The following is a 17,871-nucleotide window of genomic DNA, read 5'->3' as shown; positions in this document are numbered from 1 at the left end:
TTATGAAAAAGTTAATATATACAGCCTTTGTCATCTGCGGAATGTTGACCGCTTCCTGCTCGGATTTATTAAATCTGGAATCAAAGACAGACGTGACGAACAATTATCTGTTCACTACTCCCGAAGGGTTGAATACAGCTGTCACAGGTCTGTACTCCCTGGCACGTGAATTGCCGGGTGGAGCGGATAATAATGAATCCAATCTGTACATCGTTACTATGTGTGACTTTAATACGGATATTGCGATACTTAGAGCAGGTGTTTCTACTTCAATCGGACGTTTGAATACGAGCTTTACTCCAAGTACTGGGGATGTCAATAAGTTCTGGAAACATCACTATGGTATTATTGGAAAAGCAAATGAAATTATTGTAGCCGCAGAAGCCCTGGGGCTGGACGACAGCGATGTGCTCCATGCATGGAGTGAAGCGAAATTCTTCAGAGGACGGAGCTATTTTGAACTCTGGAAACGCTTTGACCGTCTTTATCTGAATATCACCCCGACCACTGTCGACAATCTGAAACGGGAATACAAACCGGCTTCTCACGCAGAACTGATGACACTGATTACAACTGACTTGGACGATGCCATGAAAGGGCTGGACTGGTCGCTTTCTCAAAATAATGGAAATGTATTGTATGGACGGGTAACAAAAGCTACTGCCAAACATGTCCGTGCGCAGGTTGCCATGTGGGAGTCGGATTGGGATACAGCCATTGAGGAATGTGAGGATATCTTTAAGCAGGAAGGCATCTACTCGATGGAAAAGAAAGCCGAGAATGTATTTAATGGGGCAGATTTGAAATCTCCGGAAGTGTTATGGAGTTTCCAATATTCACAAAACTTGGGTGGAGGTGGTTCCGGAACTCCGGTTGCCGGACATCGTATCTCTATTCAAACCACTACCCGGATCAATAAAATTTCGGGTTGTATCAATACAGCCGATCAGGGTGGATATGGTTGGGGACGTATTTATCCGAATACCTATCTGTTGAGTCTGTACGATCAGGCAAAAGATACGCGATATAATGAGTTGTTTGTTCACCGCTTTAAATACAATGACCCGACTTCTCCTAAATATGGAGAATTGATTCCTCTAACACAGAGTTCCAGCTATTGTGAAACACTGCATTTTATGTCGAAAAAATACTTTGACCAATGGACGACGGCTGATAATCCGGACCGGACAACGGGTTTCAAGGATCTGATTGTCTATCGACTGGCAGAAACTTACTTAATGGCGGCAGAGGCATATATGCGTCGTGACGGAGGTATGAGTACAGATGCTTTGCGCTGTTACAATAAAACATGGGAACGTGCGGGAAATGATAAATTTGCAGGTCCTCTGACACAGGATATACTTTTGGATGAATATGCCCGTGAGTTGAATTTTGAAGGCGTTCGCTGGCCTTTGTTGAAACGTTTGGGACTCTTGGGCGAAAGAGTGAAAGCGCATTATGGCGAGACGAAGGCTGAAAACCCTTATCTGGATAAAGACTATGCGGAATGCCGTACCAGTTTTGTGGTTGGAAAGCACGAATGTTGGCCTATTCCACAGGAACAGATTGACTTGATGGGGAAAGAGAATTTCCCACAGAATGAGAACTGGTATTAAGCGATTGATTATCTGTAAAACATGAATGAATATGAAAAAAGTAATATACTTCTTATTGATTTTAAATCTGGGATTGCTTTCCTGTGTCGATGATGCATCGGTACGCGTGATGCCTGAATTTAATTGTAAAGATACAAAAGTAAATTTGGCGAAAGCAGCGGGTTCTTCTGTTACGTCGCTGTTATATACCAATGTCGGTCAGGTTGTTGCACAGTATGAAGCGGAGTGGCTTTCTGTAGATGTAAGTTCTAAAAGTGTTGTCTACACGGCCTTGACACAAAATGACGGTGAAGATGCAAGAACGACTGTTGTGAAACTGACTTGCGGCTCATATACAGTGGAGGTGACGGTTACCCAGGATTCTAAAGAACCGGATCTTTCTTTGAAGATAGGACAAAGTGTGGATGAGGGTATCGGTATGATTTTCTGGGTAGATCCTTCGGATAATATGGTAGGAAAAGCGGTTTCAGTGAAGCGTCAGGGAGGGAATCCTTTCGAGGCTTCTGTGATGTCTCATAATGCACTTTCCACCGTCAACGGATATGCTAATTCTGCCTTGTTCACTTCTCCGTCGGCAAATGATGCGGTAGCATATTGCCAGTCGTTGGGTGACGGATGGTATCTGCCTGCCCGTGATGAATTATGGGAATTGTTTGATGCCTATAATGGTGTTGGACATGCTGATCCGGATTTTATTTCAGCCGTACCTGATAAACTGACGGAAGTAGAGAAGGCGGCACGTGCTGCATTTGATAAGATGTTGACTGATTTACAAGGTGATGTGATGAACGAAGCTGCCGGTTCGGGCAATGGCGAAAGCTATTGGTCGAGTACGGAAAACGCAGCGGGTAATCAGGCTTATTGGGTACGTTTCGGTAAATCGGGAGCTGATGCAGGAAATAAGACTGCTACTAACCGTTTTGTAAGATGTATGCGTACAATCGGTGATTATACTTATCCTGAAGAACCGGCAACATTGACGGTTAATCCGAATCCTGTGACATTGGAAGGAGCTAATGAAGCGGAAGCAAATGTGACATTGACATCCAATAAAACGGTATTTAGTGTGGTTTTGGCAAATGATTCCTGGCTTTCGTATATTATTTCGGGCACAACAGTTACGTTCAAGGCAAAATCTAAAAATACCACTGGCGATGTTCGTACGACTATTGCTACGGTTACAGCCGGTACTGGCACAGCCGCTAAGTCGGTGGAGGTAACGGTGAATCAGAATGTTGCGGCTGAAGGAGGCGCTTCTCTCGAGTTAAGTACAAATACCGTGACTATTACTCCTGATGCTGTGACGAAATCAGAAGGAATAACGATGATTTCTGATGAAACAGAATTTACAGTAAATATAACTGATGAGTCTTGGGTGAAAGCGTATGTTGATGTAACAAGTAAAACTCTTTATTTCTGGACATTATCTCCTAATTTGAATAGTTCTAACCGGATAACGACTGCTACGGTAATAGCCGGAAGCGGAGCGAATGCACCTAAGCAAGAAGTTACTATTACACAAAGAGGGCTCTTAAGTTCCGAGTTTGCGGTGGGACAGGTGATTGCGGATAATGGTTCGTTAAAAGGAGGCATTGTGTTCTGGGTAGATGGCACTAATCGTGGTAAGGCTAAGATTATGTCATTGGACAGAGAGAATCTGGCATGGTCTACGGCAAGCTCTCCGGCTTCTACCGGTTTAACTTTATCCAATGACAATGGCCTGGCAAATACTACTGCGTTGGCAGCATTGCCGAATGCAGCAGAAATGCCCGCTCTTAAATATTGTATGGATAAAGGTTCCGGATGGTATTGGCCTACGAGAACGGATTTGGAACAGATGTTTGAAACTTATAATGGGACTGCAGTGGCAGATGCAACGGAGAATAACCCGGATGCGATTACTGATTTTGAGAAAGCAAACCGTACAGCTTGGGATCAAGTGATTACTGGTGCAGGAGGAACTATCATGAATACGGGAGCAGCATCTGCTACCGGAGATTCTTATTGGGCTAGTCGCGAAACGTCGAGCGGTACAAGCGCATTTTATGTACGTTTTGGAAAACCGCTTGCCTGGGATAAATCGAATGCTAAAAAAGACGGTAAAAGATTTGTTCGTGCAGTCCGTTCAATTTCGAAATAATGGTATTAGGTATGTATAAGGTATATCAAAAAACAATTTTAGCCTGTTTGTTACTGGTTATGACCGGCACGGTTTATAGTCAGCGTGTGACGCAAACGATTAATGACGGTTGGAAGTTCTCCCTCTTTGAGGGAGATGCGTCCACTGCTGACTTTGATATTTCCGGTTGGACTGATGTTTCCATTCCTCATACGTGGAATGCAAAAGATGCAGAGGATGAAATTCCCGGTTATTTCCGGGGAAAAGGCTGGTACAGGAAACTGGTGACAGTGGAGGAACTGATCCCCGAACAAAGAGTCTATCTTAGTTTTGAGGGGGCCAATCAGGAAACGAATGTGTTTGTGAATGGAACGTTTGTTGGAAATCATAAAGGTGGTTATTCCGCTTTTACGTTTGACGTGACTGATTATGTTCATGCCGGACGCAATCTGATAGCTGTGAGTGTTGACAACTCGCATAATCCGGATATTGCTCCTCTTTCAGCGGACTTTACTTTCTTCGGGGGAATCTATCGGGATGTTTATCTGGTGTATACTTCTCCTGTGCAACTGTCTGCTACTCATTACGCTTCTAGTGGTGTGTATCTCAAAGCATCGAAGATTACGGATTTGCAAGCAAATATTTCAGTGAAGACATTCTTGTCCAATGCTTTGAAGAGTAATCAATCATTGATTCTTGAAACGGAGATTTTGGATGCAGATGGTAACAGAGTAGCGCTTTCACAAAAGAAAGTAAATGTGAAGGCGGAAGAAAAGAATGTAGCTTTTGAATCGCTCATGACTATTATGCAGCCTAAACGTTGGGATGTGGACTCTCCTTATATATATAAGGTGTATAGCCGTCTGAAGAATAAAAAAGAGGAGGTGCTCGATTGTGTTGTCAATCCGTTGGGAATTCGTGAATATCATTTTGATGCGGAGAAAGGTTTTTTCTTGAATGGGAAATATCGGAAATTGATTGGTACCAGTCGGCATCAGGATTACAAAGGAATGGGAAATGCTTTGCGGGATGAAATGCATATCCGGGATGTACAGTTGAGCAAGGATATGGGAAGTAATTTCCTGCGAGTGGCTCATTATCCGCAAGATCCGGTTGTGATGCAAATGTGTGATAAGTTAGGACTATTGACTTCAGTTGAAATTCCGGTAGTGAATGCCATCACTCAAAGTAAGGCATTTATGGATAATTGCGTGGAACAGGTGACAGAAATGGTTTGTCAGAACTATAATTATCCGTCTGTTATCATTTGGGCTTATATGAATGAAGTGCTTTTGCGTCCTCCTTTTAACCCCGAAAATAAGAAGGAGCGGGCGGACTACATGACATTCCTTCATCAAATAGCTTCGGCGGTTGAGGCGCAGATCAGAAGTCTGGATTCGGAACGCTATACCATGTTGCCTTGTCATTCTACTTCTCAAATCTATCAGGAAGCGGGAATTACAGAATTACCGATGTTATTGGGTTTTAATCTTTATAATGGATGGTATGGTGGTAGCTTGAGTGGATTTGAAGAGAAACTGGAAGAACTTCACAGGGAGTTTCCTTACAAACCGTTGCTCATTACCGAATACGGGGCGGATGTGGATACTCGTATTCACTCTTTTTCGCCGATGCGGTTTGACTTTAGTTGTGAATTTGGTTCCATCTACCACGAACATTACTTGCCTGAAATTCTAAAGAGGGATTATATCGTGGGAGCTATGGTTTGGAACTTGAATGATTTTTATTCTGAAGCCAGAAGAAACGCCATGCCTCATGTGAACAATAAAGGGGTGGTAAGTACGGATAGAGAACGTAAAGATGGATATTATCTTTATCAGGCTTATCTGAAAGAGTCGCCTGTCCTGCACATTGCTTCTAAGTCATGGAAGAATAGGGCGGGAGCCAGTCGGGATGGAAAGAGTTGTACGCAACCTTTGAAGGTGTATACCAATGCAGATAAGGTGGAAGTCTTTTTAAATGGAAAGAGTTTGGGAGTATATCCGGTATCGGATAAGGTCGTTTCTGTGGATATTCCTTTTGTCAACGGAGAGAATGTGGTAGATGCTGTAATTGAAAAAGAGGGACGCGAATATCGTGACCAGTATGTTTGCAATTTCCAATGTGTCAATGTGAAGAGCGGCTTTACGGAAGTCAATGTATTATTGGGTGCTCAACGCTATTTCGAGGACCGGACAGCAGAACTGTGCTGGATACCCGAACAGGCTTATGAAAAAGGCTCATGGGGATATATTGGCGGAAAAGTGGCTCCGAATAAGACTCGTTACGGTTCTTTGCCTGCCAGCGACACTGATATACTGGGAACGGATCAGGATCCTATCTTTCAGACGCAACGGGTAGGTATTGAGGCCTTTAAAGCGGATGTGCCGGATGGTGTCTATGCTGTATATTTGTATTGGACGGAACTTACTTCCGAAAATAAAAGAGAGGCTTTGGTGTATAATTTAGGAAATGATGTGGTGAAAGAGGAGTATGCAAACCGGGTATTTTCTGTGGATATAAATGGGGTATCTGTCGCCGGGCAAATGAATATTGCAGAAGAATACGGTTCCGAACGTGCGGTCATTAAAAAATATATTGTTCCGGTTTCAAAGGGAAAAGGGCTTGTCATTCGTTTTGGAGCGGTGGAGTCTGTGCCTATTTTAAATGCAATACGAATCGTAAAAGAATATTAGAACATGAAAAATAGTATAGTTATATTGTTTTTACTGCTGTTGTCCCAGTTGGGCTATGGACAGGGGCACGCATTTAAGGTCACTGCCCGTCCGTGGGTGAAAGGACAGAAAGATCTTCCATGGAAGGAGTATGATACCCGTACCATTGCTCAACTGGATGGTTTTAAAGCTACTGATAAAGTGCATGTAAATGAGTATGGAAGTGATTTGGATGCTCCGAGGCACCGGGCTACTGGATTTTTTAGAGTGGAACGTATTGGAAATCGTTGGTGGATGATTGATCCCGATGGATATCGGCATTTACAAAAAGTGGTGGTTGGAGTACGTTTGGGTACCTCTGAACGCAATAAACAAGCCATGCTGGATAAATTCGGTACGGAAGAAAAATGGATCGAAGGGACGGCACAGTTGATTCATTCACTGGGCTTTTCTGGTGCGGGCTCTTGGAGTAACGAAGAGGCGATTGCTTCTTACAATGCATCCCACAAGGAGGTTTTGACCCGCTCAATCATTCTTAACTTGATGAGCGGATATGGTAAGAAACGGGGAGGAACTTATCAGTTACCTGGTAACACGGGATATCCTAATCAGTGTATTTTCGTTTTTGACCCGGAATTCGAAACTTATTGTGATGAGATGGTGCAAAAACTGGTTGCAAATAAAATGGATAAAAACATCATTGGTTATTTCTCGGATAATGAACTTCCGTTCGGACCCAAGAATCTGGAAGGCTATCTGACTTTACAGAACCCTGGTGATCCGGGAAGAGTGTATGCGGAATCCTGGTTGAAAAAACAGGGAATTACTTCGCAGCAAATAACCGATGAGCACCGGGAGGAGTTTGCGGGGGTGGTAGCTGAACGATATTATAAAGTGGTATCGGAAGCGATTCGGAAGTATGATCCCAATCATCTCTATCTAGGCAGTCGTTTACATGGAAAACCGAAGTTTATCCGCCAGATTGTGGAAGCGGCAGGCAGGTATTGTGATGTCGTTGCAATTAACTACTATGGAGCGTGGACGCCGAGTGAGAAGAGCATGAAGCATTGGGGAGAATGGGCTCAAAAACCTTTCATCATTACGGAATTTTATACGAAAGGAATGGATTCCGGACTGGCGAATACGACAGGAGCAGGTTTTACCGTTCAAACTCAACAGGAACGTGGATATGCCTATCAGCATTTTGTTTTAGGATTATTGGAAAGTGGAAATTGTGTCGGATGGCACTGGTTCCGTTATCAGGATAATGATCCGACGGCAAAAGGGGCAGATCCTTCGAATCTGGACTCTAACAAGGGGCTGATAGATAATGAATACAATCTTTATAAACCGTTGGCCGATGCTATGAAAGAATTGAATATCAATGCCTATCGTTTGGCCGACTGGTTCGATCAACAATCAAATAACAATCAATAAAATACATACCATGAAAAAAATATTTATACTGGGAGCTTTACTGTTTATAAGTTCTATTCCTATGGTTTCTTGTACGGATGATGATGATAAGGACCCTAATTTTATGCCTCCTGATATAGTGATAGGTGAGGGAGATGTGGAGTCGGAATACCCGGAAGATTTGCCCGTTCCCGGAGCTTCTGTGGTATATGCTCCGTCATTAAATACCAATATGTATCGTCCTATCAGTGTCAAGTATTCCAGTGCCTATCCTCCCATATCCAGTTGGACAACGGGGAATACACGTATTATTGCTTATATGGATGGATATAAACCGGCTATTAAGACATTGAAAGCATATCAGGAGTCGGTGAATAAGTATGGAAGTTCGACAACACTTCCGAAACAAGCAGCTACGGGCAGGTTTTATACGAAGAAGATAGACGGGCGTTGGTGGTTGGTTGATCCGGAAGGTTATCTGCATCTGGAACGTAGTGCGACTTCTTTGCGTAAGGGGACTTCCAGTCGTAATAAAACAGCTTGGAATAATAGGTTTGGAACTGATGAGAAGTGGTTGTCTACCACTCAACGTGAATTGAGTGAGATCGGTTTTCATGGTACAGGTGCATTCTGTACAGGAACGTACTCGTTGATTCAGACTCATAATGCTTCCAATCCGAGCAGTCCGTTGACTTTGGCACCTTCCTTTGCTTTTCTAAGCCAGTTCAAGAGTGCGAAATCTTATAATTATCCCGGAGGAAGTGATGATAATGCTGCAGGCCTTGTGTTTTATAATGGATGGGCTGAATGGTGTGAATCATATTTGGCAGGTAGTGCTTTCGCAGATTATCTGCGCGATCCAAATGTATTGGGTTTCTTCTCGGATAATGAGATAAACTTCTCTTCGAACAGTTCCCGGATTTTGGATCGTTTCCTGGCTATTAACAGTTCGAATGATCCGGCTTATGTTGCGGCAAAAGCCTTTATGGATTCCAAGGGGGTGCAAAGTGTGACGGATGCCTTGAATAACGAGTTTGCAGGTATCGTAGCAGAGAAATATTATAAAGCAGTGAAAGAGGCAGTGATGAAAGTAGATGATAAGCTGCTTTATCTGGGGACTCGATTGCATGGAACTCCTAAATATATGGAGGGAGTGATGAGGGCTGCCGGAAAATATTGTGATGTCATTTCTATCAACTATTATAGCCGTTGGAGTCCCGAACTGACAACAGCGATTGCAGACTGGGCAAGTTGGGCGGATAAGCCGTTTCTTGTAAGTGAGTTTTATACGAAAGGGGTGGAGGATTCCGATCTGAATAACCAGTCGGGAGCCGGATATTCTGTTCCTACACAAAATGAGAGGGCTTATGCTTATCAGCATTTTACATTAGGATTGCTTGAAGCTAAGAATTGTATCGGATGGCATTGGTTTAAATATCAGGATGATGATGGTACGGATAATTCGTCGAAACCTGCCAATAAGGGTCTTTATGATAATTCTTATCAGTTGTTTCCTTATTTATCTTTCTTTGCCCGCGAATTGAATTTTAATGCGTATGATTTGATCCAGTATTTTGATAAATAGGTATTCGTTTCGATCTAATATTTGAAAAGAAAGACAAAGTGCGAATTTTGCAGTAGTAGTTTTTATCAAAGCTATACTGCAAAATTCGCACTTTTTATTTTCTGATTAATTGTGTACTAACGTACCTATCTCTTCTCCGCTGATTACTTTCTTTAAGTTACCTACTGTGTCCATATCAAATACGACGATAGGCAGATTATTTTCTTTGCACATACAGGTCGCAGTTAAATCCATAACTTTCAGACCACGTTTCAATACTTCATCATACGTAATGTCATCGAATTTGGTTGCGGTAGGATCTTTTTCAGGATCAGCTGTGTAAATGCCATCTACGCGAGTACCTTTCAGCATAACGTCTGCTTCGATTTCTATTCCTCTTAGTGAAGAACCGGTATCTGTAGTAAAGAAAGGATTTCCCGTTCCTGCAGACATGATAACCACTTCACCGTTTTCCATACATTCGATGGCCTTCCATTTACTGTAGAATTCACCGATAGGTTCCATCCGTACTGCAGTCAATACACGTGCTTTTACACCGGTAGCTACAAGAGCAGAACTTAGAGCGAGGCTATTGATAACGGTAGCCAACATTCCCATTTGGTCCCCCTTCACACGGTCAAAACCTTTATTGGCTCCGCTTAATCCGCGGAATATGTTGCCTCCTCCGATGACGATACCAATCTGTACCCCTTGTTCGTGGATTTCTTTGATTTGTTGAGCATATTCTGCCAGTCTTTTTTCGTCAATGCCATATTGCTTTTCGCCCATCAAGCTCTCTCCACTGAGCTTTAGTAAGATTCTTTTATACTTTGCCATACCTTTTGCTTTTTATTGTTTGCCGCAAATATAGAGATAATTTATCGGATAGCCTCACTGGGATGCGATTACTTTTTTCATTATTTGCCTTCCCAAAAAGGTTTGTACAACTCCTCGCAGGGAAAGATAAATGAGAAAAGCCAGCCACAGGGCGTGATTTCCTAGAAGAGGATGGAAAGCGTAATATACTCCGAAGAAGCTGGCGGAGGCGACTAACATGGAGTAAAGCATCTGGCGGGTAGCGGTGGCACCAATAAATACTCCATCCCACAGGAAAGCAGAAAAACCAGCTAGCGGAATGATAAGTGCCCAGTAAAAATAAGTGTCTGAAGCGTTGATTACTGAAGTGTCATTGGTTAGCAATCCCAGAAATTCTTTTCCGCCGATTGCATAAAGGATAGTGAATATCAATGAAAGACCCAATCCCCAATAGAAAAGGTGATGTACTGTGTTGCGTAAGGCTGTTTGATTCTTGGCGCCTATATAACGGCCGGCTAGTGCTTCACCGGCATAGGCAAATCCGTCCATGATGTAGGAAAACAGAGTGAATAGTTGCATGAGTAAGGTGTTTACGGCTAATACAATTTCTCCTTGGGCGGCTCCTGCAGAGGTGAAAAATAGGGTGACCGCAACCAAGCAAAGGGTACGGAAGAAAATGTCCCGGTTGACTTGGAAGAAACGGTACATGGCTTGTTTCTGTATAATTTCTTTCCATACGATTCGCTTTTTTAGTGCACTATAATAGCGCATATATAGCAATATGGCCATGAAGAAACCTGCATATTGGGCTATTAAAGTTCCTGTTGCCACTCCTGCCACTTTCATATCCAGCAAGTAGACAAAGGATAGGCTGGCTACAATATTGACAATGTTTTGAGTAATAGCGATATACATGGGAAAACGTGAATTCTGCATTCCGATAAACCAACCGGCGAATCCATAAAGTCCTAATGTGGCGGGAGCTCCCCAGATACAGATATAGAAATAAGTAGTTGCCAGTTGCTCGACTTCTGGTGTGGTTTGTATCAGGGTGAATGCCAATTTCAGGATAGGGTATTGGAGTATCAACAGGCAAAGAGCTATAAACAATCCTACGCCAACGGAACGTAACAGTAACCGGGTGATTTCATTTAGATCATGCTGGCCATACGCTTGTGAGGTCATGCCACTCGTCCCCATGCGCAGGAATCCGAAAATCCAATAGATAATATTAAACAACATTCCCCCTACAGCGATGGCTCCAATGTAGGCCGGAGAACCGAGGTGTCCTACGATGGTAACATCGATAAGTCCCAGTAGCGGGACGGTAATATTTGATATAATCGATGGTATGGCTATCCGTAATATTCGTCTGTTTTCGGAGGATGTTTTTTTATCTATCATTTTATAGAAACACTTTTATCAAATTGATTGTTCTTTTCGTCCGCAAAGGTACATTTTTTATTTTTTTGTTGTATCTTTGTGAATCACGAACTAAATAGCAATCAGATGGATTATGAGGACCTTAACTATTTTTCTTTTATCTTTATTCTCACTGCCGCTGGCGCTGAATGCACAGTCGGTTGATGAGATGTTGCAGAAAGTATCTGCCGCTATTGAGGCTGGGCAGAATGGACAGGCTGTGAGCTATTTCCGGCAGACTATTCCTCTGAATATAGACCGTACGGAAATGTATTATTGGACGAATGTGGACAAGAATAGTGAAATTTGCTCCAAACTGGCTACCGAATTAGCTCTCGCCTATAAAAAGAAACGAAATTACGACAAAGCTTATTTGTTTTACAAAGAGTTGCTGCAAAAGGACCCAAATAATGTAGATTGTTTGGAAACATGTGCAGAAATGCAAGTGTGCCGCGGACAAGAAAAAGATGCTTTGCGTATGTACGAAAAAATATTGCAACTCGATGCGGATAATCTGGCTGCTAATATCTTTTTAGGAAACTATTATTATTTGATGGCAGAGCAGGAGAAGAAAAAGTTAGAAATGGATTACAAGAAACTTCCTTCTCCCACTAAAATGCAGTATGCCCGCTATCGGGACGGATTATCGAAGTTATTTACTACCCGATATGAGAAAGCACGTAGTTCGTTGCAGAAAGTTGTTCTACGTTTCCCATCGACAGAAGCTCAAAAGACATTGGATAAGATATTGAGAATAGAAAAAGAGGTGAATCGCTAAGCGGTTCACCTCTTTTTATTATATTCAATTTGCTATTTTATAGTTCGTATTGGCAAATCCAAAGGTCCTTCATTAAGTGCACGAGTATTAATGTCTCCTTTCTTTGGTCCGGGTATTAACGGGCTATATGATAAGACATGTCTGATACGTTCACGTTGGTTTTGAGTGAATTGATTTGAATAGCTGATAGCATAATCCATGATATTATAAGAGATAAACTCTATACCGTCACATCCTGTTCGTTTTACCAAATTTTCAAATGTATATTTTGCTTCCTCATTCTCATATATATAGTCACAATAGCTATCATACTCTTGTTTGTTATAGCTTTTAGTATCTTTGCAATAATCAGTATCTTCACACGTTCCATTAGTTGTTTCGGCAAAGACATGATGTAGTCCTAGATAATGTCCTAATTCATGAGCTAACGTGACAGTGATGTCTGCTGTAGTATATTTAGTTGAAGTAGATTCTTCATTAATATATAGACTGTTAATAGAGACACATAGTGGGAATTGTAAATTTGCTAATGTTAGATGAGAGTAGTCTGTTTTACTAAGCCCTTCTAAATAGTGGTTACCTGCAGTAGAAAAAGGAATATGGGAGATACCTAATGTTATTAAATTAGAATTAGAGCCCGAATCGAAGTTATAAACCATAATATTGATATATGAGTTCGGATCCCATAAGTATTTTACATATTTACCCGAATCATCATTCATAAAATCATCGCAGTTGATTGGATATGATTCTGACCATTGGATATATTCTACTCCGGGATTGGGTAATGTTTCTCCATTTTTATCTGTTGTTGCTAATGTAAAAGTAAGATTCATGTCTACGCTGTTATTCTTGTTTTTATACAGGCTGTTTACTTTGTCAAGTATATAGGATAAACGGCTTGAATTTACTTTCTGTAGAGAATTTCTATCTTCTTTATACAATACATGAAAGATAACAGGGATTTTATAATGGTATTCTTCAGCAGTGTTGGTAGAGCCATTTTGAGTTATTTGAATTGTTTTGCTAACCTTATGGCTTATAATAGTGACAGTGGCTGTTCTGGAAGCAGATTCCAAATTAGCATTAATAGTTAAGATTAACTTTCCATCATTTTCCCCTTTTTGTGTATTAGGAATACACCATTGTTTATTACTTGTTACAGTCCATGAAGAACTGCAAGTAATATCTATCGTCAATGATTCACCGCTTGCACTAATGTTATTGAACTTTGATTCTGATATATTTAACGTGGCAGAATCCGAATCATCGCATCCTATTAATATCCATAGTAATGGAAGAAGAAAAATTAATCTTGTTTTCATAAATAAAAGAGTTTTATATAAAACGCATGTTTCAAAGATAATGTTTTGATCTGAAATAGGATGGTTTATTTCAGTAAATATTCTACCTCCTTAAACATATAGCCTTTTTTGTTAAGCATCTCATCTTCCAGTATTAATCTTCCTTCGGGTTCTACACAAATGATTCGTGCAAGAAATTCACCGTTGGCATCTTTAAAACGATGCATTCCTTTCTTTCTGAAAAGAGACATTTCATATTGACAGGCTATTGATTCCGTATTCCCTTTTTTGAGGAAGTTATAATAAGACTGGATGCGCAACATGATGTTCTTCAGTATTTCAAATAGATCGAACTCTTTTCCGGTGATTTGTCGCAGTGAAACAGGATTAGGGGCAGAACAGTGAAATGTTTCCTGATTAATATTGATCCCGATTCCTGCAATACTTTGACTGATGTTCCGTCCCATCAGATCGTTTTCTATCAACATTCCACATATTTTCTTTTCTTTCCAATAAATATCGTTCGGCCATTTGATAGAGATATCGGTGGTATAGGTCTCCAGTTCTTCCTTAATAGCCAAAGAAATAATTTGTGAAATAAGAAACTGGCGTCGTGCTTCCAGGAATTCAGGGAAGATGACGGTGCTGAAAAGAAGATTCTTACCGGAATCTGATTCCCAAGAGTTGCCGCGTTGTCCACGACCGGAAGTCTGGAAGTCGGCGACTACGACAGTGAGTTCTTCCACTTTCTGTTTAGAACAGAGAGACTGCAGATAGTTGTTGGTAGAATTAGTCTCGCTGATATGAATCAATGGAACCGGGAATATTTCAGGGGAGAGCATCATATTCTGCACGTAACTTTTTGGTAAATTTTTTGATTACCTCGTCATAAGAGTGATCAATCAGTTGCTTGATCAATTTATCATCCACATCTCGGTCAAAGAATACCTGATTCCAGTATTTCTTGTTGAAATGCCATGCACCTTCCACGCCATTATAATGGTCACGCAATTCAATGGCATATTCAGGATCGCATTTCATGGTAATCCTGTCAGGTGTATTGAAATTGATACATAAAAACATTTTACCCATGACCCTGATGGTTAGGAAATCATCACCGAAAGGTGTATCTTCCGTTACAGCTTTTTTGTTGAGGCTGTATTCTCTGGCTGTCTCTATATTCATAATTCTATCAATTATATACTCATTCGGTGTCTTTCAGCGTTGAATTTTAAAATAAAGGAGGGTAAAATGCTTCCTCTATATGTTCAATCTTGAAATTTATCTCATCGCCTACTATCGTAATGATATCAAAGCGTACAGGAGTGTCAAGCTGAAACAATCTGATATAGGTATCCGCTGCGCGTACCGTACGTCTTATTTTGGGTAAATCAACAGCGTCTTCCGGTTCGGCAAATAGGGTATTGCTGCGGGTTTTCACCTCTACTACAATCAGTTCATTGTCCTTTGCTGCTACAATGTCCAGTTCGAAATGTCCTTTTCTCCAGTTCCGGTCACGGATGCAATACCCTTTCTGTTCAAGATAAGCTACAGCGGCATTTTCTCCGGCTTTTCCTAAATCATTATGTTTAGCCATCTTTTTTTGCAAATTTACTGCTTTTATTCTTTGTATTTACAGAAGTAAAAGTAATTTTGCAGAAGATATGAGAAAAAGGAGTAAAAAGTGCCTGAAAATGCATGTCGAATGTACCAAAAGGGAACGACGAATGAGCATTTTGTTGAGCGACGAAGAACAGCTGATTGTAGATCGTTATCTGGAGAAATATAAGATAACGAACAAATCCCGTTGGCTTCGTGAAACCATTCTCATGTTTATCCATAAAAATATGGAAGAAGATTATCCGACCCTTTTTGGTGAACATGACATGAGACGATAATCGATAATTAAAAATAATAATTGAAAATTAAAGGGGGATGCTGGACGATGTTTACTTCATGAAACAGGCTTTGATAGAGGCAGGCAAAGCTGCTGATCGGGGAGAAGTTCCTGTTGGGGCTGTCGTGGTTTGTAAGGAGCGGATTATCGCACGTGCCCATAATCTCACAGAAACATTGAATGATGTAACGGCTCATGCCGAGATGCAGGCTATTACAGCTGCTGCCAATGTGCTTGGTGGCAAATATCTGAACGAATGTACTTTGTATGTCACGGTTGAACCTTGCGTGATGTGTGCAGGAGCTATCGCTTGGGCACAAACTGGCAAGCTAGTATTTGGTGCCGAAGATGAAAAACGCGGCTATCAGAAATATGCAGGTTCAGCTCTACACCCTAAAACTGTGGTTGTAAAAGGAGTAATGGCTGACGAATGTGCTGCATTAATGAAAGAGTTCTTTGCTGCGAAACGAAAATAGAAGCGGTATCCTGTTTATTTGATTTCCTCAAAATCTACATATTCACCATCATCCTGGGTGAATATTTTTTTATGTCTTTTTTCCGAAATATTCTCGGAATATATTTCCTCTTCATCATTAATCGGACGACGATTTCTCTGGTCATAGTCCTGTTGGTTTGTATGTCCCGATTCCGTTTGTCTCGGGCGGGATGAAGATGAACCACGTCCTAATCCGAAAATAGTTCTTAGTATGAAGCCGACAATAGAAAGGCCAAATACAAAAATGGCGATGATAAAAATGAGTATAAATAAAAGTATATGCATTGGGCTATGATTTTTATGTTGTTACTTCGATAAAACTCATAGTACAACAAACGTGCCAAGAGATTGTTTATTTACTTTTTCTTGTAAAAAGTGAAAGTAAAATATACCATACAATGATGGCGGCGAAGCTGCTGATCCCCAGAAATATAAGGAGGGGAATACAGATAATCAGGAATATAAAACTGATTTTGTTGTCATTCCATGACAGATTTTTAAATTTCAGCGAAAACATCGGTATTTCTGATACCAGTAGTCCGGAAAACAGACAGACAAGTATAAGAAGGTAGACAGGATGGCAGTTGTCTGATATCAGGAAATCATGCGCCCCTGCTACTAAAGAGGCCCAGAACAACGCATTGGCAGGAACCGGAAGTCCGACAAAAGAACTGGTCTGTCGCGTGTCATTATTGAATTTAGCCAGACGCAATGCTGAAAAAACAGAAATTAAGAATGCCAAATAGGGTAGGTAAGGAGCGATGAACTCCATACTTGCCGGATAATACATTTCTTTGAACAGAGAGAATACGATCAGTGAAGGAGCAACTCCAAAACTGACATCATCTGCCAATGAGTCCAAGTCTTTTCCGATAATGGAATGTGCGTTGAGCATACGAGCCAACAATCCGTCGAAGAAGTCGAAAATGGAACTTAAAGCAATGAAAAGTAGAGCCAGTTCATATTTCCCTTCAAAAGCCATAACACAGGCAATACAACCGGAGAAAAGGTTTAGGCAGGTTACGGTATTCGGAATACTGTTTTTAATAACGTTTGTCATTGTGACAGAATTATTTAAGTTTGGCGATAACCGTTTGGTTACCGGTCGTTAATTGTCCCATGCTGACACATACTTCTGTGCCAATGGGTAAATACACATCCACACGGGAACCGAATTTGATAAATCCCATGTGTTCGTCAATATAACATTCTTCTCCTACTTCAGCGTAGGTGACAATACGGCGTGCCACTGCACCAGCAATTTGCCGGGTGAGTACTTCCACTCCTTCCGGAGTTTCGATCACTACCGTAGAACGTTCGTTTTCTGTGCTGGCTTTCGGCAACCATGCTTTCATAAAGTTTCCATTATGATGTGCTACCTTTTTAATGGTACCGTCCACCGGATACCAGTTGGCATGTACATTCACAATGCTCATGAAGATGGATATCATTAACCGGCGGTCATGGAAATATTCGTTTTCATCGACTTCTTCGATGACGACGATTTTTCCATCGGCAGGTGCAACGACAATCTTTTCAGTGTCCTGTCCGAAGAGACGGATCGGACATCGAAAGAAATTCACCATCAGCAGATAGACTGCTATACTCGCTACTGCTACCACATAAAATGGTATTTTGCAATCGATTCCCCAATAAAGAGCCGCATTAATCAATAGCAATAGCAAAAAGCTAGCCCATAATATATGTGTTCCTTCGCGGTGAATACGTATTTTTTTCAATTTCTTTAGTCGGCCCATGAATGCTGTTT

Annotated in this window: 17 protein-coding genes; 8 read left to right on the top strand and 9 right to left on the bottom strand. The window is 41.3% G+C overall.

Annotated features, from left to right (window positions below; genetic code table 11):
• Window positions 1-2: 2 nt before the first annotated feature.
• Genes AB3G73_RS12020 through AB3G73_RS12000 form a run of 5 tightly spaced genes read left to right on the top strand, consistent with a single transcriptional unit; the run spans window position 3 to window position 9,411 of the window.
• Window positions 3-1,616: a RagB/SusD family nutrient uptake outer membrane protein gene (locus AB3G73_RS12020; protein WP_148365276.1), complete on the top strand. Its 1,614-nt coding sequence runs from the start codon at window positions 3-5 to the stop codon at window positions 1,614-1,616.
• 25 nt (window positions 1,617-1,641) lie between these two features.
• A complete protein-coding gene (locus tag AB3G73_RS12015) occupies window positions 1,642-3,756 on the top strand; it encodes a BACON domain-containing carbohydrate-binding protein (protein ID WP_298044186.1) in 2,115 nt (704 codons plus the stop codon).
• Between the two features lie 11 nt (window positions 3,757-3,767).
• On the top strand, window positions 3,768-6,431 hold the full coding sequence (locus tag AB3G73_RS12010; RefSeq protein ID WP_298044185.1) for a glycoside hydrolase family 2 TIM barrel-domain containing protein: 2,664 nt from the start codon (window positions 3,768-3,770) through the stop codon (window positions 6,429-6,431).
• 3 nt (window positions 6,432-6,434) lie between these two features.
• A complete protein-coding gene (locus AB3G73_RS12005) occupies window positions 6,435-7,847 on the top strand; it encodes an agarase (RefSeq protein ID WP_298044184.1) in 1,413 nt (470 codons plus the stop codon).
• 10 nt (window positions 7,848-7,857) lie between these two features.
• A complete protein-coding gene (locus AB3G73_RS12000) occupies window positions 7,858-9,411 on the top strand; it encodes a hypothetical protein (protein WP_367745028.1) in 1,554 nt (517 codons plus the stop codon).
• Window positions 9,412-9,516: 105 nt separating this feature from the next.
• On the opposite strand, the gene pyrH is transcribed toward AB3G73_RS12000, so the two are convergent.
• A complete protein-coding gene (pyrH, locus tag AB3G73_RS11995) occupies window positions 9,517-10,227 on the bottom strand; it encodes a UMP kinase (RefSeq protein WP_004306551.1) in 711 nt (236 codons plus the stop codon).
• A 54-nt stretch (window positions 10,228-10,281) separates the two neighbouring features.
• Entirely contained in the window at window positions 10,282-11,610 is a 1,329-nt protein-coding gene (locus tag AB3G73_RS11990) for an MATE family efflux transporter (protein ID WP_298044181.1), read from the bottom strand.
• Between the two features lie 112 nt (window positions 11,611-11,722).
• Here AB3G73_RS11990 and AB3G73_RS11985 point away from each other — a divergent pair, with 112 nt between their 5' ends.
• Entirely contained in the window at window positions 11,723-12,406 is a 684-nt protein-coding gene (locus AB3G73_RS11985) for a lipopolysaccharide assembly protein LapB (RefSeq protein WP_298044180.1), read from the top strand.
• A 32-nt stretch (window positions 12,407-12,438) separates the two neighbouring features.
• On the opposite strand, the gene AB3G73_RS11980 is transcribed toward AB3G73_RS11985, so the two are convergent.
• From AB3G73_RS11980 to AB3G73_RS11965, 4 genes are all read right to left on the bottom strand, one after another.
• Window positions 12,439-13,731 (bottom strand): zinc-dependent metalloproteinase lipoprotein, encoded by a 1,293-nt coding sequence (locus tag AB3G73_RS11980; RefSeq protein WP_148365269.1) that lies wholly within the window; start codon window positions 13,729-13,731, stop codon window positions 12,439-12,441.
• A gap of 65 nt (window positions 13,732-13,796) precedes the next feature.
• Window positions 13,797-14,555: a biotin--[acetyl-CoA-carboxylase] ligase gene (locus tag AB3G73_RS11975; RefSeq protein ID WP_367745024.1), complete on the bottom strand. Its 759-nt coding sequence runs from the start codon at window positions 14,553-14,555 to the stop codon at window positions 13,797-13,799.
• Window positions 14,539-14,895: an MmcQ/YjbR family DNA-binding protein gene (locus tag AB3G73_RS11970; protein WP_148365267.1), complete on the bottom strand. Its 357-nt coding sequence runs from the start codon at window positions 14,893-14,895 to the stop codon at window positions 14,539-14,541. Before AB3G73_RS11970 ends, AB3G73_RS11975 begins: the two co-directional genes overlap by 17 nt.
• A 46-nt stretch (window positions 14,896-14,941) precedes the next feature.
• Window positions 14,942-15,307, bottom strand: a complete 366-nt coding sequence (locus AB3G73_RS11965; protein ID WP_148365266.1) for a YraN family protein — start codon at window positions 15,305-15,307, stop codon at window positions 14,942-14,944.
• Between the two features lie 67 nt (window positions 15,308-15,374).
• Between AB3G73_RS11965 and AB3G73_RS11960 the strand changes: the two genes are divergently transcribed.
• Both AB3G73_RS11960 and AB3G73_RS11955 read left to right on the top strand, forming a co-directional pair.
• Window positions 15,375-15,608, top strand: a complete 234-nt coding sequence (locus tag AB3G73_RS11960; protein ID WP_004299215.1) for a hypothetical protein — start codon at window positions 15,375-15,377, stop codon at window positions 15,606-15,608.
• Between the two features lie 37 nt (window positions 15,609-15,645).
• Entirely contained in the window at window positions 15,646-16,083 is a 438-nt protein-coding gene (locus tag AB3G73_RS11955) for a nucleoside deaminase (RefSeq protein ID WP_367745021.1), read from the top strand.
• Window positions 16,084-16,097: 14 nt separating this feature from the next.
• Here the strand turns inward: AB3G73_RS11955 and AB3G73_RS11950 are convergent, their stop codons facing one another.
• The 3 genes from AB3G73_RS11950 to AB3G73_RS11940 form a co-directional block, all read right to left on the bottom strand.
• Entirely contained in the window at window positions 16,098-16,388 is a 291-nt protein-coding gene (locus AB3G73_RS11950) for a DUF4834 family protein (RefSeq protein WP_217721278.1), read from the bottom strand.
• 67 nt (window positions 16,389-16,455) lie between these two features.
• The gene (gene pssA, locus AB3G73_RS11945; protein ID WP_148365263.1) at window positions 16,456-17,163 is read right to left on the bottom strand and encodes a CDP-diacylglycerol--serine O-phosphatidyltransferase; all 708 of its coding nucleotides are present in this window, start codon (window positions 17,161-17,163) and stop codon (window positions 16,456-16,458) included.
• 10 nt (window positions 17,164-17,173) lie between these two features.
• Complete coding sequence (locus AB3G73_RS11940) at window positions 17,174-17,860, bottom strand: phosphatidylserine decarboxylase family protein (RefSeq protein WP_004299219.1); 687 nt, start codon at window positions 17,858-17,860, stop codon at window positions 17,174-17,176.
• Window positions 17,861-17,871: the final 11 nt, after the last annotated feature.

The organism is Bacteroides sp. L008 (assembly GCF_040812255.1).
GTDB classification, from domain to species: domain Bacteria; phylum Bacteroidota; class Bacteroidia; order Bacteroidales; family Bacteroidaceae; genus Bacteroides; species Bacteroides vicugnae.
The sequence above is the reverse complement of the archived record's forward strand: the minus strand, read 5'-3'. Positions and strand labels throughout refer to the sequence as shown.